Origin of the sequence: Glaciibacter superstes DSM 21135 (genome assembly GCF_000421145.1) — a bacterium.
Classification (GTDB): domain Bacteria; phylum Actinomycetota; class Actinomycetes; order Actinomycetales; family Microbacteriaceae; genus Cryobacterium; species Cryobacterium superstes.
On record NZ_ATWH01000004.1, the window covers coordinates 338041 to 359625 of the forward strand.

A 21585-nucleotide genomic window follows, 5' to 3' on the forward strand; every position below is an offset into this window, starting at 1 on the left:
GGGGCCAGATCGTGCGAAGCGGGCTCAGCCCTTGAAGACGTCCTTGATGTTCTCCCCGGCCTGCTTCAGGCTGGCATTGGCCTGTTCGCCCTTGCCCTCGGCCTGGAGATCCTTGTCATCGGTTGCGTCTCCGACGGCCTCCTTGCCCTTCCCCATTGCCTTTTCAGCTGCATTCCTGATCTTGTCGTCGCCACCCATAGTGGTTACCTGCCTTTCTCATAGAACTGACTGTTTTGCCATGGCAACCCCGTTCGTCTCTCATTCCGAGGGCTGCTTTTCGGGGTCGGCATCCGCAGCCTGCTCCTTCGTTGTTACCCCCGAACGGGTGCCGAAGTCAACCCCCTTGCCGGGGCGTAGGCCCCGCTGTGTACTGAAATCAGGCAACGCAACCACTGCAACGACGTGGAGGATGACATGAACAATGCAGTCAGTACTTCAGCCGCTCCCATCCGCAAGACCGCGATCAGACTCGCGCAGAAGCCAGGGATCGTTCGAGAATCGCGGGACACATTCGCAAGGGCGTCCACCGATGCTTTTGGGGACTACCTCAGGCAGATCGGCCACGTTGCACTCCTCTCCGCAGAAGACGAGGTGGATCTCGCCCGCCGCATCGAGGTCGGCGTCTTCGCCCAGGAGAAGCTGGATGCGGGCGTCCCGAACCTCGAGCTGAAACGCGAGCTGGCTTGGCTCGCCCACGACGGTTCGCGCGCCAAATGCCGCTTCGTGGAGGCGAACCTGCGGCTGGTTGTCAGCATCGCCAAGCGCTATTCGGGCCGCGGCGTTCCGATCATGGACTTGGTGCAAGACGGCAACCTCGGCCTGATCCGCGCCGTCGAGAAGTACGACTTCTGCACCGGCTACAAGTTCTCGACTTACGCCACCTGGTGGATCAGGCAATCAATTCACCGCGGCATGGCCGACAAGTCGCGCATGATCCGCATCCCGGTGCACACGGTCGAGAAGCTCAACAAGATCAAGCGGATGCGGCAGGATCTCGTCGGCACACTCGACCACGAACCAACCGACCAGGAAGTGGCCGATGAGTGCCAGCTGCCGCTCCGCGACGTCTCTCGCCTCCTCCGCTATGACAATGAGCCGATCTCGCTCCAGACACCCGTCGGCGACGGCGACGGGGATATCGCCGAGATGATCGTCGACGGAGACCTGCCCCAACCAGACGAATACGCCATCCAGGCCATGCGCAGCGCAGACATCTCCCGCTACCTCGACCAGCTGCCACCACGCGAACGGATGATCCTCCGCGTGCGCTTCGGGCTCGACGGCGGTGACCCGCAATCGCTCGAGACCATCGCTTCGCTCGAGGGCGTGACCAGGGAACGGGTTCGTCAACTCGAGAAGCGGGCGCTGGCGCTGTTGCGGGTGCCCTGCCTGGAACGCTATCTGCTCGACTGACACCTCGGTCCTCCCGCGATCCCCCGTTCCCGCTTACCCGCCGCCCGAAGATTCGTGACGTCAGTTCTGAAATCGGGCGACGACGGCGATGCTGGCGATTGACAATGCGCCGGCAAGCGCAAATACGATTCCCGCGGACATCGTTTCGAGGAGTATGCCGAGCAGTGGTGCGCCGAGCGCCTGCCCTGCGGCGAGCGCGATGAAGAGTGCGGCCGTGCCGGCCGACGCCAGCCCGGTCACCCTCGCCCACTCGATCAAGACGCCGCTGAGCGCAGTGTATGCGGCACCGAAGATGACGCAGCAGACGATAGCGATCACGGCGTTGCCTGCCAGTGGGATGCTGGCCGTTGCGAGTGCCATGCCGATGGCCGCGGTCGACCAGCTCGCTCGAATTCCAAACCGACCCACGGCCGGGCCGGCTACTGAGCCGGCAATCGCTCCGACCCCCAAAGCAATCCATGAGAGCACAGACTCAGCCGCCCCCACCTCCGGGAGACGTTCAATAGTCGCCCTGCCGAACGTCCAGACAGCCGCACTCCCGCATCCCAGTACGACGGCCGCAACGATGGGCACCTGCGCTGAACGCCACGACGCTCCTGCACTTCGGCCGCCTGTCGTTCCCTGTGAATCAGACCGGACCGGATGTCGTCTGTATTGCACCAGGAGGGTTGCTGCAGTCGTCAGAACGACGACGGCAGCAATGACGTACCACGCTGCCCTCCAGGACTCAGCGAAAACGAGCGCCAGCACGCCGGCGATGACGAGCCCTGGGCCCATGCCCGCGTTGGCGATCGATTGCCCAAGTGAGGCTCTGCGTGGCGTCAGCGTGCGGTCGAGGATGGCAACGACACCGGGCGATGCGAATCCCGCCCCGGCGCCCGCGAGCACGACTCCGACAGCGAGGGCCGCAGCCGAGGAGGCCGTCGCCACCCCGAGACTTCCGATCGCGGCCGACGCACCGGCCAGGACGACGAGCATCGCGGCTCTGCTCGGGTAGCGGATAGCGACGGCCGCCGCGAGGCAATAGCTCACGAAGGCGCCGCCGAATATCGCTCCGCTGGCCGCGTCGGGGATGTCGAACTCCTCGTCGAACTCGGGAAGGAACAACCCGAAACCGAACCGGGCGAGCCCGTAGGTGGAGGCGATCAACGATGACGTGGCCGCAATCGCTGTGGCACCGATCCACCAGAGGTACAACGAGCGTTTCATGATAACGAACGCTATAGTCGATGGCGTGAGACTGCAAGCGACCGCCCGAGACCGACTGCTCGACGCAGCCGAGTCACTGTTCTTCTGCGACGGGATCCCGAATGCCTCCGTCGACGCCGTCCTGCAACGAGCCGCGGCGTCGCCACCCACGCTTTACGCGCATTTCGGCAGCAAGAACGGGCTGCTCGCCGCAGCACTCGAACGGCGCCTCGACAACTGGAGCCGGATCTGGACCGAACGGGTGGATGCCGCCACCACCGATCAGGGACGTCTGTTGGCGATCTTCGACGCGCTCGACGAATTCCGCTCTGACGGGCGGCGTTCCCGATGGTGCGCTTTCCTGTCCACCAGTTCCACCGGGCCGCAACTGGACGAGACAGTGGCAATCCTGCTTCGAGAAGAGACCGAGCTGCTGAAGCGCCGACTCACCGAACTCGCTTCACCTCTGGCAGACACACCACAACGACTCGCGGATGACATCCAGCTCCTCTATAACGGCGCACTGGCGAGCATCCTGCGCGGCTCGCCGGACAAGCCAGGTGAGGCGGCACGCCGCCTCGCCGCCGCCACCATCGACCAGGCCAACAACGCCTGAAACCCCAACCCACGACGCATCCACCTGACAGACTGAACGCATGCTTCCCACGCTGGACGACCTCCTGGCCACCGTGCATGTGGTCACGCTACCGATGGTCACGCGGTTCCGCGGGGTCGACACTCGAGAGGCATTACTGTTCGAGGGGCCACAGGGCTGGAGCGAGTTCAGTCCGTTCACCGAATACGACGACGCAGAGGCCGCAGCGTGGCTCCGCGCCGCGATCGATTTCGGCTGGGAGCCTGCCCCCGGCATCCTGCGCACGCGCATCGACGTCAACGCGACGGTTCCTGCTGTCGACCCGCACGAAGTGGCCGGTGTGCTCGCACGCTTTCCTGGCTGCCGAACGGCGAAGGTGAAGGTCGCAGAGCCCGGTCAGACGCTGACGGATGACGTGGCCAGGGTGCGCGCCGTCCGTGACGCAATCGGGGCTGAGGGTCGCATCCGTATCGATGCAAACGGGCTGTGGAATGTCGACGAGGCCGAACACGCCATTCACGCCCTTGTGGAGTTCGACCTGGAGTACGTCGAGCAGCCCTGCGGCTCGATCGATGAACTCGCGCAGATTCGTGAGCGCACGCACTACCTCGACCTGCCGATCGCCGCAGACGAGAGCGTGCGAAAGGCCGAAGACCCACTGGCCGTTGCGAGAGCCGGAGCTGCCGACATCCTGGTGATCAAGGCCCAACCGCTCGGCGGCATCCGTGCGGCGCTCGGAATCATCGCAGAGGCGGGGTTGCCCGTCGTCGTCTCCAGCGCACTGGACACCTCGGTCGGCCTGTCGATGGGTGCGTACCTGGCCGCGGCCGTTCCCGAGCTGGAATTCGACTGCGGCCTCGGCACCGCATCCCTCCTCGCGGCTGACGTCACGACCGACCCGCTGGTGCCTTCTGACGGGAGCATCACGGTGCGCCGCGTGGTTCCGGATGCCGTGCTCGGGGGCGCGCACGCAGCATCCGTCGACCGGCGCGACTGGTGGCTTGCCCGCCTGGCCCGAACCCACGCGCTGCTGGCCGGCTGAGCGACCGTCCTCTCGCGGCGGCACCCGCAGCGCGTTCGCCAGCTCAGGCGGTGACGGGGAATACGGTGACGGGCCGCGCCATCCGCGCCCTCGACACTGCCACCATGGTCAGCACCAGGCCGAGCAGCGCCGTGAACCCGAGTGCCACGACAGCGGAGACCGCCACATCGACAGATCCACCGGCGATGAGCGCCTGCGCGCCCGAGATCGCCTGCGACAACGGCAGCACGTCACCGAGCTGCTGCACAGCAGGAGGAGCGAGTACCGCCGGGAAGACAACTCCGGCTGCGACCAGCTGCACCGACAGGAGCGCGAGCGAAACCAGCCAGGCGTAGCGGCCGACAACGGCATGCAGTCCCTGGTGCAATAGTGCAAAGGCGACGGATGCCGCACACACCAGTCCGACGAGCCCCAAATGGTGCACCGGAGCGATGCCGGCGATCCAGGCGCCCACCAGCACCAGTGCGGCCTGCACCAGCGACCACCCGAACCAGGGCAGAACCGCGTTGCGCACGATCTTGCCGTTCCCCGCCCTCGACCGTACCGCGCGCGGATCGAATGCGCCGCGAACCAGGCTGAGCGCCAGCGCGCCGAGCCACAGGGCGAGCGGCACGATCACCGCTGCCAGTGCTCCGACAGGATTGGGCAGCGCCGGCGACATCGAGGAGGTCGTGACGATCGGAGTCGCGACGACCCGGGCAAGAGCCGCCGACTGGTCAGGTGTGTGCTGCGGGATTGCCGCTGCGGCCTGGTCGAGTCCCTCGGCCAGCGTCTGGGAACCGTCGGTCGCCACGGCCAGCCCGTCGACCAGGAGGGGCAGGCCCGCCGCCAGCTGGTCTGACCCATCGGCGAGCGCCGACGCCCCGCTCTCGATCATGCCGGCCGCTTCACCGGCGATGCCGACGCCGTAGTTCGTTCCCGCTGCCGCCAGCGCCGCAATGTCTGAGTGCAGCTGCAACGCCACGATGCTGTCCTTGACATACTGCGGCACGGTCTCGTCGCCGGCCACGATGACGGCGAGCGCCGCGAGCTCCAGGGCCAGCGCGACCGAGGTGTCCGACGTCGCGGTCGAAAGCTGCTCGAGCTCACCGAGACCACTGGAGAGCGACGCCACGCCGCTGTCCAGCATCCGCATGCCCTCGGCCAGGTCGGCCGTCGCACCGGGAAGAACGGCAGCTCCCTCATGAATCTGGGCAATGCCGCTCGCCAGCGACCCTGCACCCTCTCCCGCCTGCCCGAGTGCAACCCCCACATCGGTGAAGCCGTCGATCATGCCGGTCAGGTAGCCCTGGGTCAGCTGGGTGGCCAGCGCATCGTCGACGGTGAGGGACAACGCCCTGGCGAGCACAGCGGCCAGGTAGCTGTGAGAGCCGTTGGTCGCCACCTGCAGTTCGGCCTGCACTGGGTCGGGCCCTGCGCTGGAGATGTAGTCGGCAGAGAAGCTCGGTGGGATCGTGATGACGACGGCGAAGTCGCCGGAGTCGAGGCCGTCCTGGGCGGTTGCGGCGTCGGTGACTGTCCAGTCGAACCCGCTCTCGGCGCTGTCGACGAGCTGGCCGACCAGCAGGCGGCCGGCCGGCACGGGTACGTCTTTGCCGTCGACGTTCTGCATCACCAGTTTGTCCTGGTTCACGATCGCCGCGCGGAGGGATGGCTGCCCGGCCGTCGCGGACTGCGTGGATTCGGATGTGCCGACTACCGACGTGCCTGCCGCTGTCGTGCCGGCTTCTGCCTGGGGCCGTTCGATGGCCGTGATCGCGACGATGGAGAGCACCAGGGGAATCAGGAGAGCGAACGCCAGCATCCCGCGGCTGCGCGTGACGGAGCTGCGCGTCATGCGAACACCCGCTCACTGGCATCCGGCGCGACATCTTCTTCAGGACCGTTCGGCTCCGGCGCGGGCACTGCCGTGGCCGGACCGTTCAACATAATCAGGTGCACGCCTCGCCAGGTCTCCAGGTCGGACATTCGGTCTGTGGCGGATGCCTGTGCGGCAACGACGATCGTCGTGGTGTCTGCGGCGAGGCCGGCCAGCCCGACGACGACCGGCCGAAGCACGGCAGGCTCGAGTCCACGCGCGTCGACGGCCAGCACCGCCGGGGCCCCGGCCAGGCCCAGCGCCAGGTCGAGCAGCCAGGCTTCGTCACTGCCCAGGTCGGCGCTCCCCCGGCGCCCGTCGAACGCGTCAGCGGTCGTTCCGAACAGCGGAGCCAGGTACTGCACGGCATCCTGCACGAGTCGCCTGGCCGCGCGCAGGTGGCGCACGCCATCGAGCCGAAGCTGCCTGCGGATCAGCGCATCGACGGTTCCGCGCTCGTCTGCGTCCGCGCTGCCGAGCCCGACCAGGGCGCTCAGCCTGCGAACCCGGCTGGCGTCGTATGGCAACGGATGCCCCGCCACCACCAGCGCCCCCTCCAGGGCGCCCCGCCCGGTGACGGCCTGCAGCATCCGTTCAGCCGGTATGGCAGGCGGTGCCAGCAACACGGCGATGTCACCGGGGGCGACCCATAGGTCGACTGGCGCGATTCCGGCGACGCGCAGGTCGTCGGCCGCGATGCTCGGGGGCAGCGGTGCGGTCGGATTCAGGTCGGCCGGGCTCAGTTCGGTAGGGCTCAGTTCGGTAGGGCTCAGTTGGGTGGGCTCGATCGCTCCACCCGCGTCACCTGCCCAGAGCGGTTCGGTGAGCGATTCTCCCGCATCCTGCTGCGCCGGCTGGTGCTTGGGTGGCTCCGGTTGCACCACCTCCTGCTGCCCTGCAGGTGCGTGCGCCGCCGCGTACCACGACAACACGGCCAATCGTTCGTGCACGGCTTCGCCCTCGATATCGACGTTGGGCAGCCGGCGTTCCAGCCAGCGCGGCAGCGCCCAGGCGCGGTCGCCGAGCATGGCCATCAGAGCCGGGATGAGCGTCATCCGCACCAGGAAGGCGTCGACCGCCACCCCGACGGCCAGCGCAAAGGCGAGCGGTTGGATCGTGGCTGCGCCACCGGGTACGAACGACGCGAACACGCTGAACATGATCAGCGCGGCAGCAGTGACGACCCGCGCACCACCGGTGAATCCGTCGCGAACGGCCGCTGCGGCATCCCTCGTGGCTGTGAACCTCTCGCGCATTCGCGAGACCAGGAAGACCTGGTAGTCCATCGCGAGGCCGAACAGCACGGCCATGACCAGGATGGGCATGAAGCTGATCACGGGCCCGACTTTGGCGACCCCGAGCGGGCCGGCCAGCCACCCCCACTCGAAGACGGCGGTGGTGAGTCCGAATGCGGCTGCCACCGACAACAGGAAGCCGAGCGTCGCCGTGACCGGAACCGCGATCGAGCGGAAGGCGATGGTCAGCAGCACCATGCAGAGTCCGACGACCACCAGCGCGAACGGCAACAGTGCCGCTTCCAGGCGGTCGGAGATGTCGATGCCCATCGCGGTCTGGCCGGTGATGGAGTAGCCGAACCCGTTCGTCTTCTCGAACTCCGCCGAGTCGTCGCGAAGGCGCTTCACCAGCTCCGCGGTCGCCTCGGAATCCGGTGCAGTATCCGGTGTGACCTGCACGATGGCCATGTCGAGCGTCTCATTGGGGATGGCCGGGCTGACGGATGCGACGCCCACCTCGTCGGCGAAGGCATCGTGCAACGCGTTCAGGTTGGCTTCGAGAACGGTGACATCGGTGTGGGAGATGTCGGCGGCGACCAGCAGCGGACCATTGAAGCCCGGGCCGAATCCTTCTGCAAGGTGGTCGTACCCCACGCGGGTGGTCGACCCAGGCGGGTCGTAGCCGGCATCGGGCAGGGTCAGCTTGAGCGAGAGCGCGGGCACCGCAAGGAACAACAGGACGACGACGGTTGCCACAATGGTGACGATCGGCCGAGCGGTGACCAGTTGCACCCAGCGAGAGCCGAACGTGCGGCTGCCTTCCCCGCGCTCGCGGCGGGCGGTACGCGACGTCGTCTTGGGGATCAGGCGGCGCCCGAACATGCCGAGGACGGCGGGGACCAGGGTGACGGCGACGGCGATGGCAACGATGACCGCCAATGCCGCGCCGACTCCCATCACAGCCAGGAACGGGATACCGACGACCGAGAGGCCGAGCAGGGCGATGATCACCGTCAGGCCGGCGAACACGACCGCGCTGCCTGCTGTGGCCACTGCGGTGGCGATCGACTCTCGAGGCGCCATGCCGAGCGCGAGTTGCGACCTGTGCCTGGCAACGATGAAGAGGGCATAGTCGATGCCGACCGCCAGGCCGAGCATGGTGGCCAGGAGCGGTGCCGTCGACGACAGGCTGAAGAAGTTCGAGGCGATCGTGATCAGGGATGCCGAAATGCCGACTCCGATGATCGCCGTGATCAGCGGCATCCCGGCGGCAAGCAGCGAACCGAAGGTGATGATCAGCACCAGGAGTGAGACGATGAGGCCGATGAGCTCCGTGTAGTCGACGGCGCTCTCCGCCTCATCGGCCACTCCGCTGAACGCGACCGTCAACGCGTCGGATGCGGCAACATCACCTGCGCCGGTAACGGCGGCGAAGTCGGACTCGGTCAGGTCAGTCGCGGGGATGTCGTACTGCACGGTGGCGAAAGCCATCGAGTCGTCTGCCGCGATTTGCGCCTCGTTGCCGTCAGCGAATGGGTCAGAGACGGCGGCGACGTGCGGTAACTGCTCGAGCTGCGCGACCGACGTGCCGATCGCATCCGTTTGACCGGCGACGGATGACCCGGTTTCAGCGATGTAGATCACGCGCACGCTGGCACCGCTGGCGGCGGGGAATCGCTGCGCCAGCATGTCGATCGCGACCTGCGACTGCGTGCCGGGGATGGTGAAGCTGCTCTGCAGGTGACTGCCGAGAGTGCCGGCCAGGGTGCCGGCCCCGGCGAGGATCAGAATCCAGATGACAACGACGACGAGATGCCGTCGTGCGGCAAACCCGCCGACTCTGTACAGGAGGGCTGTCACCCTCCTAAGTTATCCGAGCAACGCGCCGGGTTCTCCCCCGCCTTCAGGGGTGACTTTCCGGTGGCCTACAGGCCGGAGTAGGCGTGCAGTCCCTTGAAGAACACGTTGACGATTCCGAAGTTGAACAGCACTGCGGAGAAGCCGATGATCGCCAGCCACGCCGACCGGGAGCCACGCCAGCCGCGAGTCGCCCTCGCGTGGATGTACCCGGCGAAGATCACCCAGATGATGAACGTCCAGACTTCCTTGGTGTCCCACCCCCAGTACCGACCCCAGGCCTTCTCTGCCCAGATCGAGCCGGCCATCAGGGTGAAGGTCCAGAGGATGAAGCCGATGATGGTCACCCGGTATGCGAGGTTCTCCAGCTTCTGGGACGAGGGCAGCGTGGCGAGGAACCGCAGGCGTGCTGGCTTGCCACCGGCCGCGATGCTCTCCCGTCTGAACTGCATCAGCTGCACAACCGAGAGCGCAAACCCGAGAGCGAAGAGACCGGTTGCCAGCGACGCGACGAACACGTGGATCACCAGCCACACCGACTGCAGGGCCGGCGGCAGCGGCGCGACCTCGACGTAGAAGTTCATGCTCGCCAGCAGCAGGAGCACCAGCACCAGCCCGGTGATGAACGTGCCGAGGAATCGCAGGTCGACCCTGGTGAGCACGAGGAGGAACACCCCGACGATGAGCAGCGTGCCCGTCATCGAGAACTCGTACATGTTCGCCCACGGCACCCGCTCAGCCGCAATTCCGCGCATCAGCACGGCCGCGAGGTGCAACACCCAGGCCAGCACGGTGAGGGCAACCCCCACCCGCAAGCTTGGGGAGCGCCCGTATGCCAGCCCGGTGTCAGCGGCTTTCGGCTTTCCGGCCCGCGGAAGGGGGCCGGGGCCAACGGATGCCGAGCCGGCCGATGCAGAGTTGACTGAAGCAGAGTTGACTGAAGTTGAACTGCCCGCAACGGAGCCGGCCGCGACGGCAACCGGCTGTTCGGCCTCTGAGACCTGCCCCTGCTGTGCAGCGCCGACGGCGGCGGAGCGCCTGGCGAGGTCCATCGCGAACGCGATGAACGCCAGCGCGTACACGACCATGGCCGAGGTGAGGCTGATGATGGAGAGCTCAATGAGATTCACGGTGCAAGCCTAAGTCTGTCTGGTGTCGGTCTGTTGGGAATCGGTCTGTTGGGAACCGCCGGGTAGGGAGTCTGCAGGGGCATCAGCCGGGGGCGCGTCTGCCTCGAGGAGCGCGGCATGCCGGTCAGCGAGCGCGGAGACGGCCGCCTCAAGGGTGGGGTCTTCCCCGCGCGCAAGACCCGCATATTCCAGGCGGATCGAACCGTCGTCGCCTTCGAGCGCCTTCACCCAGACCCGCCGGCGCGGCACGAACAACGACGTCAGCAGGCCGAGAAGCACCAGGATCGCGAACAACAACACCCAACCCTGCGTCGGGTCGTGATGGATGTCGAACGACGCGAACCGCGGCACTGAGCCGGTGAAATCGCCGTCCGCGGCATCCGGGTTCGCGTTCTCAAAGGTGACGGAACCGAGCCCGTTAGGCAGATCCTGGGTCTCGCCCGGCATCAATTCGATGGAGTCGATTCCGATGTCGCGCCCGGTCAGCGGCGTGAGCTCGTCGACATCGAGGGTGTAGACGGATGCCGGCACGCCGCTGTCGAGGCCGAGATCACCCGCGTAGACGTTCAGTGTCAACATTGGATACACCAGGTCGGGGAAGGAAGAGAAGTAGGCACCGGATGCCGCGACATCCTGAGTCGGGTAGAAGAAGCCGAGCATTCCGAGCTGTTCGTCCAGACCGTCCGGCACCTTCACGACGCCCATGGAGGTGAGGTTGGCGTCCTGCGGCAGGAAGGGGATGGAGTCGGTGAACACCACATTGCCATCCGGATCCTTGACGGTAATCGTCGGCGCATACCCGTTGCCAAGCAGGTAAACGTCGGTACCGCCGGTGTACAGCGGCTCATTGACCTTCACCGTGCCGGCTTCACTCTCCTGGCCACGGTGGGTGATGGTGACGTCGGCCGTGAAGTCGATGGGCTGGCCGTAGGCGTCGAGATTCTCCATCTCGTAATCGGCCTCGAACGTGTCGAGGGAGAGTTTGTACGGGTCGAGCGTGCCGTCGTCGAAGAAGCGCCCAGGGTTGAACGAGTCGTAAGCGCCGAGGGTGTTCACGAACGTCTGCCCCTCGACCAGCACCCGTTGGCCGCTGAAGCCGAACCCGCTGCCGAAGCCCACAGTGACCAGCACGCCCACCAGCGCACTGTGGAAGACGAGGTTGCCGGTCTCGCGCAGGTAGCCGCGTTCCGCCGAGACGGAGAACTCGCTGCGCCCCGCGCGCGACCTCGAATTGAAGAGCGCGACCCGGTAGCCGGTGGATTTCAGGAGGCGACGGGCGGAATCGACGGCGGTGGCGGCATCTGTGCCTGCTGGCGCCTGGCGCGTGGTGAAGCCGGCAAGCCGGGCGAGGCGGGCCGGCGTTTTCGGCGGTGCGGCGCGCAATGCCTTCAGATGGTGCGCGGTGCGCGGAATGACGCAGCCGATCAGCGAGACGAACAGCAGGAGGTAGATCGCCGAGAACCAGGCCGAAGAATAGACGTCGAAGGCCTGGAAATTGTCGAGCACCGGTGCCAGGTCTGGGTTGTCTGCAAAGTACTGCGTGACGCCGTTCGGGTCTGAACTGCGCTGCGGCACCAGTGACCCAGGAACGGCGGCGATGGCCAGCAGCAGCAGCAGGAACAGCGCCGTGCGCATGCTGGTGAGCTGGCGCCAGAACCAGCGCAACCAGCCGATGAACCCGAGTTTCGGCTGGGTGACGCCGTCGCCGGCCTCACTGACCGGCGGGCGGGAATCGTAGTGATCAGATGGCCGGGACAAAACCGCCGATCACCCCCTGCAACTCGAGCATCCAGAGGTTCCAGAGACCGCTCACCATCAGCACGCCGATGAGCACCAGCACCAGACCGCCCAGCAGGTTGATCACTCGTATATGCCGTTTCAGGAATGAGACGGCGCCGGTCGCCCAACTGAAGCCGAGCGCGATGATCAGGAAGGGCACACCGAGGCCGAGGCCGTAGAACAGCGCGAGCAGTCCGCCCTGCCAGGGCGAACCGGTGGTGAGGCTGAGCGAGTTGATGGCGGTAAGAGTCGGTCCTGTGCATGGGGTCCAGCCGACCGCGAACACCGCGCCGAGCACGGGCGCTCCGGCCAGGCCCATCCGCGGTCGCCACTGCGACTTCACAGTGCGCTGGGCGAAGCGGAACTGCCCGACAAAGACAAGCCCCAGGAGAATGACGACGACACCGGCGATGCGCGTGATCAGGTCACGGTACTGGTTGAGCCAGAATCCGGCAGCGCCGAAGACCACGCCGGTGAGCACAAAGACCAGGGTGAACCCGAGGATGAAGAGGGCGACTCCCGCCAGGAGCCGGCCCTGGCCGCGCCGGTCACCCTTCTTCGCGCTGGAACTCCCGTCGGTGAAGCCGCCGATGTAGGCGAGGTACCCTGGCACCAACGGCAGGATGCAGGGGGACGCGAACGAGACGAGACCGGCCAGCACCGCCACCGGGATCGCCAGCAGGAGTTGGCCGCTGAAGACGATCTCGCCAAACGGATTCCCCATTCAGGAACCCTCGGCGATCGTGTCGCTGATGAGCGTTTTGAGGATCGACGACTCTGTCACCTGGCCGAGGATGCGCGCGGCGACGCGACCTTCTCCGTCGAGCACCAGCGTCGTCGGCACCGCATTCGGCGGGATGTCGCCGCTGAAAGCGAGCTGCATACCGCCGTCGTTCACATCCATGACCGACGGGTATGTGATGCCGAAGCTCTCGTTGAAAGCGATCGCGTTTGCCGCCTGGTCGCGCACGTTCACACCGAGGAAGCTCGCCCCGTTGTCGGTGAATTCCGCGTTCAGCTTCTGCAGGTCGGGAGCTTCTGCCCGGCACGGTGCGCAACTGGCGTACCAGAAGTTCACCACCAGCACCTCGCCGGCGTAGTCGACGGATGCGACGGTGTCGCCGTTCTCCGTCGTGCCGGTGAACTCGACAGCACTCCCGCGCTCGTCCAAGGGGATCTCGGTGACGCTGCCGTCACCGGCGATGTAGCCCTTGTTGCTGCCTTCTCGGTACTGGTCGGCGAGCGGGTCTGACGAGCAGCCGGCCAGCAGCACGGAGAGTGCCACCAGCGCCGTCGCAAGCAGTACGGGGCGGCGGCTGCCAGAAATACGCGTCACAGAAGCACGCGTCACAGAAGCGCGCCTCATACTGCGCCGACATCCGTCGCGGTGGCCAACAGTGGCGCCGCGGGGTTGGTGTAACCGACCTCAACGAAGCGATCACCGTGGCGCTCGAGCGTGGTGATGCTCGACAGGGCGCAGCGGCGCCGGCGCGGATCGTGTGCGTAGCGCGCTCCGGTGAGCGCGGCGTGCACCATCCAGATCGGCAGCTGGTGACTCACCAGAATGGCATCGCCGCCCGGTGCATCTGTGTCTTCGCCCGGCACGGACTGCCACGCGTCATAGACCGCAGCGAGCATGCGCACGGCGATGGCACGGAATGGTTCTCCCCAGCTCGGCCGCAGCGGGTTCGTCAGGGCCGGCCAGTTGCGGGCGTCGCGCAGCGCGCCGCCCGCGCCGCGCATCCGTTTGCCCTCGAAGTGATTGGTCGGTTCGATGAGCCGCTCGTCGATGTCGACGGGCAGGTCGAAGGCAGCGGCGATCGGGGCTGCGGACTCCTGCGTGCGCTGCAACGGCGAGGAGACGAGCCTGGCCATCGGACGACCACGGGACGTCAGGTCGGCGGCCGCGGCTTCGGCCATCTTCTCGCCGAGCTCAGAGAGGCGAAAATCGGGGAGCCGTCCGTACAGCACGCGATCGGGGTTGAACACCTCTCCATGGCGTACGAGGTGTATCTGGCTGGCTACCACGGCAACCAGTCTACGCAGCGTAGAACCGCGAATTCGCCGTGAGAGTCTACGGCTAAACTTGGCCGGGTGACTTCCCGCATCCTGATCAAGAACCTGTCCGCGCTCGACGACGGTCCCGTGACCGTATCCGGGTGGGTCGATACCGTGCGCGATCAGAAGAAGGTGCAGTTCGTTGTGCTGCGCGACGAGTCCGGCGCTGTTCAACTGGTCAATCCCCGTACGACGGATGCCGATGGCGTCGTGGTCGCCGATGAGCCGGCCAGCACCATCTCCACGCTTTCGCAAGGCAGCTTCGTCACCGTGACCGGGGAGTTGAAACACGACGAACGCGTGAAGCTCGGAGGGATCGAGGTCAAGTTGGACTCGCTCACTGTGCAGAGCCATGCCATCGCCGAGACACCGATCGCCGCCGATTCCAGCCTGGACAAGCGGCTGGACTGGCGTTTCCTCGACCTTCGCAACCCGAAGCAGAACCTGATCTTCCGCATCCAGACCACGTTCCTGCATGCGCTGCGCACGTATTGGGTGGAGAACGACTTCATCGAGATCCACACGCCGAAGCTGATGGCGAGCGCGAGCGAGTCGCGCGCCGAACTTTTCGAGGTGGAGTACTTCGAGACCAAGGCCTACCTCGCGCAGAGCCCGCAGTTCTTCAAGCAGATGGCGCAGGCCGCCGGGTTCGGCAAGGTCTTCGAGGTCGGGCCGGCATTCAGGGCAGACCCGTCGTTCACCAGCCGCCACTCGACGGAGTTCACCAGCGTCGACTCGGAGATCAGCTGGATCGAGAGCCACGAAGACGTCATGAAGCTGCACGAAGCGCTGATCGTGGCGGGCTTCACCGCAGTGAAGGAAAAACACGGCGACGAGGTCAAGGCGCTGTTCGACGCCCTGGTGACCGTGCCTGCGACGCCGTTCCCGCGCATCCCACTCGCCGAGGCGAAGGAGATCGTCAAGGAACGCGGTTACGAGGTTCCGCGTGATGACGACGACATGGACCCGGAGGGCGAGCGCCAGATCTCCGCGTATGTGGCGGAGAAGTTCGGGCATGAGTTCGTGTTCCTCACCGATTACGCGTCGAGCATCCGGCCGTTCTACCACATGCGCCACGACGCCGACGCTGGGCTGACCAAGAGCTACGACCTGATCTTCAACGGCACCGAGATCTCCACCGGCGCCCAGCGCGAGCACCGTATCGACATTTTGGTTGAACAGGCGAAGGAGAAGGGTGTCGACCCGGAAGAGCTGGGCACGTACCTCGACTACTTCCGTTACGGGGTGCCGTCGCATGGTGGATTCGGCATGGGCCTGGCCCGCGTGTTGATGCTCCTGCTGCACCAGGCGTCGATCCGCGAGGTCACCTATCTGTTCCGCGGTCCGACGCGCCTCGAGCCGTAGGGTTCGCAACAACATCGAGATCCGCCCTCGACCGCTTCGCCGGATCGGCGTAGCGTAGATCGCAGCAGCGAACGCCCAACGAAGGGACTTCCGATGGCCGAGCTCTCACCCATCCAGCCGTGTCTGTGGTTCGATGACCAGGCGCGCGACGCGATGGAATACTACGTCGACGTCTTTCCGAATTCTCGCATCGACTCCATCGATGAGTACCCCGGTGAGTCGCTTGACGAGCACTTCGCCGGCATGTCAGGGAAGGTGCTGAACGGCCAGTTCACGCTGAACGGGGTGGACTTCGTCTGCCTGGACGGCGGCCCGGCGTTCACCTTGAGCGAGGCGGTCTCGTTCGTGGTCAGCTGCGCAGACCAGGCCGAGATCGACCACTACTGGTTGAAACTCTCGCACGTGCCTGAGTCAGAACAGTGCGGCTGGTGCAAAGACCGGTTCGGCGTGAGCTGGCAGATCATCCCGGCGAACATGGGCGAACTGATCCGGCGGCCGGAACAGATCCAAGTGATGATGCAGCAGAAGAAGGTGGTGATCGCCGAACTCGAGAACGCCTGACGGCTGCTCGAAACAAGCGAGGGTTTCGACTCTTCGACAGGCTCAGGACGGCGCAGGCTCAACCAACGACGTAGTCGACGGCGGAACGCTGGGCGACGACGGAACGGATGTAGTCGGCGACCTTCTGATGCTCTGGATGCACCTGGTAGCGCTCCAGCGCAGCCACGTCGTCGAATTCAGAGACCATCACCACGTCCCAGTTGCCGTTGCCGACAACATCCGTGCCGGCATTGAGCGTCCGGATCTCGGTGACGACGCCGACCAGTGACTGCAACCCGCTGACGACTCGGGCAGCCTGTTCGGCCTTCTCACCGGCATCCGTCGTCGCCAGCTGCCAGGAGACCACGTGACGGATAGTCATCGAATATCCAAAAGTGCGCTGCGGAGGCGCAGCGGATCGATGCGCCAATAGTTGTGAACCTCGCCGTTGATGAGCAACACCGGGATGTCGTCAGCATAGAGGTCGGAGAGCGTCGGGTCGTCGAGGATGGAGAGCTCCTCAAAGGTGACCTCTGGTGCGCTCGGATGGCCCGTGATCTTCGACGTGACGCTGTGGATCAGTTCGCGCGCATCATCGCAGAGGTGACACCCGGGCTTGCCGATCAGGGTGAGTTGTGCGGTTTGCATTCCCCCACCCTAGACTCCCCACGCTAATAGAATCACTCGAGATGTCTTCCGAACCCCTCCCCAGCGCCATCGCATTCTTCGATGTCGACAACACGCTCATGCGCGGCGCCAGCCTCTACCACGTGGGCGTCGGCGCCTTCCAGCGTCGGTTCATCTCGATGCGCGACATCCTCTCGTTCGGCTGGAAACAGGCCAGGTTCGTCGCCGTCGGCGAGAACCGTGCCCACCTCGACAGCGTTCGGGAACGGGCACTCGAGATCGTCGTCGGCCACACCAGGGAAGACCTTATGCGCCTGAGCCACGAGATCTTCGACCGCAAGCTTGTTCGTCGGCTCTGGCCGGAAACCGTCGCCGTCGCCCGTGAGCACCTCGAAGCCGGCCGGGAGGTGTGGCTGGTCACCGCAACCGCACAGGAGATCGCGGATGTCATCGCAGAGCGTCTCGGTTTCACCGGGGCACTCGGAACGGTGCTCGAAACGGCTGACGGTGTGTTCACCGGGCGCCTGGTCGGGTCGGTCATGCACGGCGGCAACAAGGCGGATGCCGCAGAGGCGCGCGCCCGCGGCGCCCACGTGGACGTCGCAGAGTGTTGGGCGTACTCTGACTCGCACAACGACATCCCGCTGCTGAACCTGGTCGGGCATCCGGTGGTGGTGAATCCAGACCGCATCCTGCACCGCTACGCACTGGCCAGGCAGTGGCCGATCATGCTGATGAAGCCCTCCAGCATCAAGGCCGCGGTGCGTGCAAGCAAAAAGCGCCAGACCCGAGGGATCTGACGCTTTGCACAGCGGCCTGGGCCGTCTACTTCTTGTTGCGGCGCTGGTGGCGAGTCTTGCGAAGCAACTTACGGTGCTTCTTCTTCGCCATGCGCTTGCGCCGCTTCTTAATTACAGAACCCACACAGACCTCACAAGTTATTGGGTGGACGCGGGAATCGCGACCACACGAAAGTCTTATTCTACCGGAAAAACCGGCGGGAACTTACGCGGTGTCCGCGACGTGGTGCTCCAGGGCCGTCGCGACGGCCGATTCCGGCACGCGGAAGGAGCGTCCGAAACGGATCGCCGGCAGCTCGCCGGAGTGCACCAGGCGGTACACCGTCATCTTTGAGACGCGCATCATCTCGGCGACTTCGGCCACCGTCAGGAAACGGGCCTCGGAAAGATCGGCAGCCATGGCGTGACCCCCTTGGGTTCGCAGAACAAGCAGCGGGTGTTACGGGAGTGACCCGTGCGGTTGTTGGTAACTCTAGGACTAACCGGCGGCGGCGTCTAGTCTGTTTTGCGCCATTTGCGCCCGGTCGCATCCTTGACCACATGCGTCACCTGGTATGAGGTGTCTGCGATCGCCTTCCCGATTAGGGAGGCGAAGGCGCGCTGCTCGACCTTCAGGCCGGCGTCGGCGTCCAATCCATCGACCTCCGCGTCGAAGTCCACGCTGAGGAAGGGGATCAGCCAGTCTTCGATCTCCTCCAGCGGCGCGTAGTCGAGGTGGTAGAAACGGTGCTGGCCCTCTTCCCGAACGGCAACCAGGCCGGCTTCGCGCAGCACCTTGAGGTGTTTGGAGACGGTGGGCTGGCTGAGACCGAGCTGCCCGACGATGTCCGAGACGCTGATCTCGCCACCGGCATCCTTCGAGGCGTTGTATCGCTCAAGCAGAATATGCAGGATGTCCCGTCTGGTCGAGTCTGCAACCACGTCAAAGATGTCTGCCATTACCTCAGGCTAGTCAATCCCGATCCGGAGTACCATGACAAGTCGTCAACAGGCGTGATCTCACTGGGGGTGCAGCGTGCACACAATGGGCAGGAATACCCGGTTCGTGCAACACCACACGACCTGGTACGGGCGCATTCGCGAGGCCGTCGACGGACTCGCGCGCACGTCGCCTTCTCGCTTCGCCATTCTGATCTTCACCGCGCTGATCCTGCTCTTCACGCTGTTGTTCTCGTTGCCGATAGCCTCAGCCGACAGCGCCATGACGCCGCTCCACGACGCCGTCTTCACCGCGGTTTCGGTCATCTGCGTCACCGGTCTCTCCACCGTCGACATGGCGACCCACTGGTCTCCGTTCGGCAACACGCTCGTCTACATCGGCGTCAACATCGGCGGTATCGGCGTTTTGACGCTGGCCTCGATCATGGGCCTGGTGATCTCCCGCCGCCTGGGCCTCCGGGCCAAGCTGATGGCGGCGAGCGACTCGAACCCCTCGCGCCTGCATGCCGGACCGATCAATGAAGGACAGGCAGTACGACTCGGCGAGGTCGGCAACCTGCTGCTGACCGTCGCGATCAGCGCGTTGGTGATCGAACTGGCCGTCGCTGCGATCCTCTTTCCACGGATGCTGATCGACGGCGTCGCCCTCGGCGATGCGGTCTGGCACAGCCTCTACTACTCCGCCATGGCGTTCACCAACACCGGCTTCAACCCCAACGCCGACGGGCTCGGCGCGTTCGCGAACGACTATTGGTTCCTCGGCGCCCTGATGATCGGCGTATTCCTCGGAAGCCTCGGATTTCCGGTCATCTACACGTTCGCCCGGGCATGGCGTCGGCCACGCCGATGGTCTGTGCATGTGAAGCTGACGCTGCTCACCACTGTCCTCCTGATGTTCGCGGGCATGGTCGTTTACATCATTCTCGAGTTCGACAATCCGAAGACGTTCGGTTCATTGAACGCCGGCGACACGATCTTCCAGTCGCTGTTCATGTCGGTCATGACGAGGTCGGGGGGTTTCGCCACCATCGACATCAGCGACTTGCACGGGTCGAGCCTGCTCGTCACCGACATGCTCATGTTCATCGGCGGCGGCTCGGCCTCGACCGCAGGCGGCATCAAGGTGACAACGCTCGCGGTGCTCTTCCTCGCCGCGTTCGCCGAAGCTCGCGGCAAGCAGAGCATGGAGGCATTCGGCCGACGTATCCCCCGCGACATCCTGCGCCTGGCGGTGAGTGTGGTGCTCTGGGGCGCGACGACCGTGGCTGTGGCGACCGTGGTTGTGTTGCAGATCTCTAAGGCACCGCTCGACATGGTGCTCTTCGACGTGATCTCCGCTTTTGCAACCTGCGGGCTGTCAACCGGCCTGACAGCGAGCCTGCCTCCGGAGGGTGTCTATGTGGTCGCCGCCACCATGTTCATGGGGCGGGTTGGTACAGTGACTCTCGCCGCGGCACTGGCGGCGAGTACGAGCAGGCAACTGTTCAAGCGCCCGGAAGAGAGGCCCATCGTTGGTTGACCGCATCAAGCATGACGCCCCCGTGCTCGTCATCGGACTCGGCCGGTTCGGGGCAGCGACAGCCGGGCAACTCGACCGCCTCGGCCGTGAAGTGCTGGTCGTCGACGCGAGTGAGTCCCTCGTGCAGAAGTGGTCAGAGCGGGTCACCCACGCCGTGCAGGCCGACGCGAGGCAGATCGACGCCCTGCGCCAGGTCGGCGCCCAGGACTTCTCGATCGCCGTCTGCGCCGTTGGCTCCTCGATTGAGGCCAGTGTGCTCATCGTCGCGAACCTGGTCGACCTGAAGGTGCCCCAGATCTGGGCCAAGGCGATCTCGCAGTCCCATGGCAAGATCCTCGAGCGCATCGGCGCGAACCACGTGATCTATCCGGAGGCCGAAGCCGGCGAGCGCGTCGCCCACCTCGTCTCCGGCCGCATGCTCGACTTCATCGAATTCGACGACGACTTCGCCCTGGTCAAGATGTATCCGCCGAAGCCGATCCGTGGACTCAACCTCACCGAGTCCGGGGTGCGTACCAGGCACAACGTGACCGTCGTCGGCGTGAAGAGCCCCGGCAAGCCATTCACCTATGCCACGGCCGAGACCGTGGTCTCAAACCACGACCTCATCATCGTGTCTGGCACAGAAGGCGACATCGAGCGATTCGCAGCCCTCGGCTCCTGACGAGGCGCGCACGGTTCAGCTTCGATGGCGGCGCGACGGTGCTTTTCACGATGCGCGCATGGCCCGGCGCGGCATCATCGCTACTCTGCCGGGGCCGCGAGCTCGCGGGACCTGGCGACCGCGGCATCCGTCGCCTCGGTGAAGATCTCGGCTAGGCCGGCCTTCTCGAGCACGCCAATCGCGCGCTCCGTCGTGCCTTTCGGGCTGGTTACCCTGCGCCGCAGCTCGGTCGGCGATTCGCCGGATGCCGCGAGCAGGCTGGTGGCCCCGCGGAAGGTTCCCTGCACTATGGTGGCCGCCTGTTCGGCGGTGAAACCCTTGGCCACGGCCGTTTCGGTGAGCTGCTCGATCAGGTAGAAGACGTAGGCCGGGCCGGAACCGGAGATGGAACTGAGCGCATCGAGCTGCTCCTCCGGCACGACGAGTACCTCGCCGACGGTGCCGAACAGCGCCTCAGCCAGGGCGAGGTCGTCGTCGGTGGACCGGGTTCCGGCGCTGAGGCCGGTGACCGCCTGACCGACGGTGGCCGGCGTGTTCGGCATCGAGCGGATCACGCGCACCGTCTCTGGCAGGAGCGACTCGAACGTCGCCATCGTCACACCGGCCGCGACGCTGATCACCAGCGTTCCCGGGGCCAATGCGTCGGCAATCTCGGTGAGGAGGTCTGGCACCATGTGCGGCTTGACGGCCACGACCACGATGGCCGCCCCGTCGATGGCCTTGCGGTTCGCGTCCGCGTCGCTCTCCGTTGCCCACGCCGTGACGCCATCCGTGGCGCTCAGCTCGTCGGCCTTCGCCTGGCTCCGGTTGGTGGCACGGATGCCGCCGTCGACTTCCACTCCCGGCTTCAACAGTCCGGTGAGGATGGCCCGTGCCATCGAACCGGCGCCGAGAAACGCGATCGCGGGCAGGGTGACGGTGTTGGTGTTGGTGTTGGTGTTGGTGTTGGTGTTGGTGTTGGTGTTGGTGTTGGTGT

23 protein-coding genes are annotated in these 21585 nt (G+C 65.6%); 8 read left to right on the top strand and 15 right to left on the bottom strand.

The annotated features are described in order from the left end of the window. Window positions 1-24 precede the first annotated feature (24 nt). Window positions 25-198 carry a CsbD family protein gene (locus tag K323_RS29350; protein WP_022884668.1) on the bottom strand — a complete coding sequence of 58 codons (174 nt, stop codon included), beginning with the start codon at window positions 196-198 and terminating at the stop codon, window positions 25-27. A gap of 216 nt (window positions 199-414) precedes the next feature. On the opposite strand from K323_RS29350, the gene K323_RS24865 reads away from it, so the two are divergent. Continuing rightward, the gene (locus tag K323_RS24865; RefSeq protein ID WP_084697095.1) at window positions 415-1413 is read left to right on the top strand and encodes a sigma-70 family RNA polymerase sigma factor; all 999 of its coding nucleotides are present in this window, start codon (window positions 415-417) and stop codon (window positions 1411-1413) included. A gap of 60 nt (window positions 1414-1473) precedes the next feature. On the opposite strand, the gene K323_RS24870 is transcribed toward K323_RS24865, so the two are convergent. Then, window positions 1474-2622, bottom strand: coding sequence for an MFS transporter (locus K323_RS24870; protein WP_022884670.1), 1149 nt, complete (start codon window positions 2620-2622; stop codon window positions 1474-1476). Window positions 2623-2647: 25 nt separating this feature from the next. Here K323_RS24870 and K323_RS0107520 point away from each other — a divergent pair, with 25 nt between their 5' ends. Together K323_RS0107520 and K323_RS0107525 are read left to right on the top strand one after the other, a co-directional pair. Then, the gene (locus K323_RS0107520) at window positions 2648-3217 is read left to right on the top strand and encodes a TetR/AcrR family transcriptional regulator (RefSeq protein WP_022884671.1); all 570 of its coding nucleotides are present in this window, start codon (window positions 2648-2650) and stop codon (window positions 3215-3217) included. 40 nt (window positions 3218-3257) lie between these two features. Next, window positions 3258-4238, top strand: coding sequence for an o-succinylbenzoate synthase (locus K323_RS0107525; protein ID WP_022884672.1), 981 nt, complete (start codon window positions 3258-3260; stop codon window positions 4236-4238). A 43-nt stretch (window positions 4239-4281) separates the two neighbouring features. On the opposite strand, the gene K323_RS0107530 is transcribed toward K323_RS0107525, so the two are convergent. The 7 genes from K323_RS0107530 to K323_RS0107560 form a co-directional block, all read right to left on the bottom strand. Continuing rightward, on the bottom strand, window positions 4282-6075 hold the full coding sequence (locus tag K323_RS0107530) for a YhgE/Pip domain-containing protein (RefSeq protein ID WP_022884673.1): 1794 nt from the start codon (window positions 6073-6075) through the stop codon (window positions 4282-4284). Then, window positions 6072-9191, bottom strand: coding sequence for an MMPL family transporter (locus K323_RS24875; RefSeq protein ID WP_022884674.1), 3120 nt, complete (start codon window positions 9189-9191; stop codon window positions 6072-6074). The genes K323_RS0107530 and K323_RS24875 overlap by 4 nt, the downstream gene beginning before the upstream one ends. 65 nt (window positions 9192-9256) lie before the next feature. Then, complete coding sequence (gene ccsB / locus K323_RS0107540) at window positions 9257-10276, bottom strand: c-type cytochrome biogenesis protein CcsB (RefSeq protein WP_051147273.1); 1020 nt, start codon at window positions 10274-10276, stop codon at window positions 9257-9259. A gap of 51 nt (window positions 10277-10327) precedes the next feature. Further along, window positions 10328-12076: a cytochrome c biogenesis protein ResB gene (gene resB, locus K323_RS0107545; RefSeq protein ID WP_022884676.1), complete on the bottom strand. Its 1749-nt coding sequence runs from the start codon at window positions 12074-12076 to the stop codon at window positions 10328-10330. Next, window positions 12060-12821 carry a cytochrome c biogenesis CcdA family protein gene (locus K323_RS0107550; protein ID WP_022884677.1) on the bottom strand — a complete coding sequence of 254 codons (762 nt, stop codon included), beginning with the start codon at window positions 12819-12821 and terminating at the stop codon, window positions 12060-12062. The genes resB and K323_RS0107550 overlap by 17 nt, the downstream gene beginning before the upstream one ends. Further along, a complete protein-coding gene (locus K323_RS0107555) occupies window positions 12822-13433 on the bottom strand; it encodes a TlpA family protein disulfide reductase (protein ID WP_033372636.1) in 612 nt (203 codons plus the stop codon). Window positions 13434-13459: 26 nt separating this feature from the next. Then, the gene (locus K323_RS0107560) at window positions 13460-14125 is read right to left on the bottom strand and encodes a histidine phosphatase family protein (protein ID WP_026851379.1); all 666 of its coding nucleotides are present in this window, start codon (window positions 14123-14125) and stop codon (window positions 13460-13462) included. An 81-nt stretch (window positions 14126-14206) separates the two neighbouring features. Here K323_RS0107560 and aspS point away from each other — a divergent pair, with 81 nt between their 5' ends. Both aspS and K323_RS0107570 read left to right on the top strand, forming a co-directional pair. Continuing rightward, a complete protein-coding gene (aspS, locus tag K323_RS0107565; RefSeq protein ID WP_084697096.1) occupies window positions 14207-15520 on the top strand; it encodes an aspartate--tRNA(Asn) ligase in 1314 nt (437 codons plus the stop codon). Window positions 15521-15613: 93 nt separating this feature from the next. Then, the gene (locus K323_RS0107570) at window positions 15614-16081 is read left to right on the top strand and encodes a VOC family protein (RefSeq protein WP_022884681.1); all 468 of its coding nucleotides are present in this window, start codon (window positions 15614-15616) and stop codon (window positions 16079-16081) included. 58 nt (window positions 16082-16139) lie between these two features. On the opposite strand, the gene K323_RS0107575 is transcribed toward K323_RS0107570, so the two are convergent. Both K323_RS0107575 and K323_RS0107580 read right to left on the bottom strand, forming a co-directional pair. Beyond that, the gene (locus K323_RS0107575) at window positions 16140-16442 is read right to left on the bottom strand and encodes a Dabb family protein (RefSeq protein WP_022884682.1); all 303 of its coding nucleotides are present in this window, start codon (window positions 16440-16442) and stop codon (window positions 16140-16142) included. Next, complete coding sequence (locus K323_RS0107580) at window positions 16439-16708, bottom strand: glutaredoxin family protein (RefSeq protein ID WP_026851383.1); 270 nt, start codon at window positions 16706-16708, stop codon at window positions 16439-16441. The genes K323_RS0107575 and K323_RS0107580 overlap by 4 nt, the downstream gene beginning before the upstream one ends. A 41-nt stretch (window positions 16709-16749) precedes the next feature. On the opposite strand from K323_RS0107580, the gene K323_RS0107585 reads away from it, so the two are divergent. Continuing rightward, window positions 16750-17487 carry an HAD family hydrolase gene (locus K323_RS0107585; protein ID WP_033372552.1) on the top strand — a complete coding sequence of 246 codons (738 nt, stop codon included), beginning with the start codon at window positions 16750-16752 and terminating at the stop codon, window positions 17485-17487. Window positions 17488-17512: 25 nt separating this feature from the next. On the opposite strand, the gene K323_RS29355 is transcribed toward K323_RS0107585, so the two are convergent. The 3 genes from K323_RS29355 to K323_RS0107595 form a co-directional block, all read right to left on the bottom strand. Continuing rightward, a complete protein-coding gene (locus K323_RS29355; protein WP_003792170.1) occupies window positions 17513-17611 on the bottom strand; it encodes a 30S ribosomal protein bS22 in 99 nt (32 codons plus the stop codon). A gap of 81 nt (window positions 17612-17692) precedes the next feature. Next, entirely contained in the window at window positions 17693-17887 is a 195-nt protein-coding gene (locus tag K323_RS0107590) for a helix-turn-helix domain-containing protein (protein WP_022884684.1), read from the bottom strand. 95 nt (window positions 17888-17982) lie between these two features. Then, a complete protein-coding gene (locus tag K323_RS0107595; RefSeq protein ID WP_026851381.1) occupies window positions 17983-18426 on the bottom strand; it encodes an ArsR/SmtB family transcription factor in 444 nt (147 codons plus the stop codon). An 85-nt stretch (window positions 18427-18511) separates the two neighbouring features. Here K323_RS0107595 and K323_RS0107600 point away from each other — a divergent pair, with 85 nt between their 5' ends. Then, window positions 18512-19945 carry a TrkH family potassium uptake protein gene (locus K323_RS0107600; RefSeq protein ID WP_033372553.1) on the top strand — a complete coding sequence of 478 codons (1434 nt, stop codon included), beginning with the start codon at window positions 18512-18514 and terminating at the stop codon, window positions 19943-19945. Further along, the gene (locus tag K323_RS0107605) at window positions 19938-20609 is read left to right on the top strand and encodes a potassium channel family protein (protein WP_022884686.1); all 672 of its coding nucleotides are present in this window, start codon (window positions 19938-19940) and stop codon (window positions 20607-20609) included. The genes K323_RS0107600 and K323_RS0107605 overlap by 8 nt, the downstream gene beginning before the upstream one ends. A gap of 80 nt (window positions 20610-20689) precedes the next feature. Here K323_RS0107605 and proC read toward each other — a convergent pair whose 3' ends face one another. Further along, a complete protein-coding gene (proC, locus tag K323_RS0107610; RefSeq protein ID WP_051147274.1) occupies window positions 20690-21487 on the bottom strand; it encodes a pyrroline-5-carboxylate reductase in 798 nt (265 codons plus the stop codon). Window positions 21488-21585: the final 98 nt, after the last annotated feature.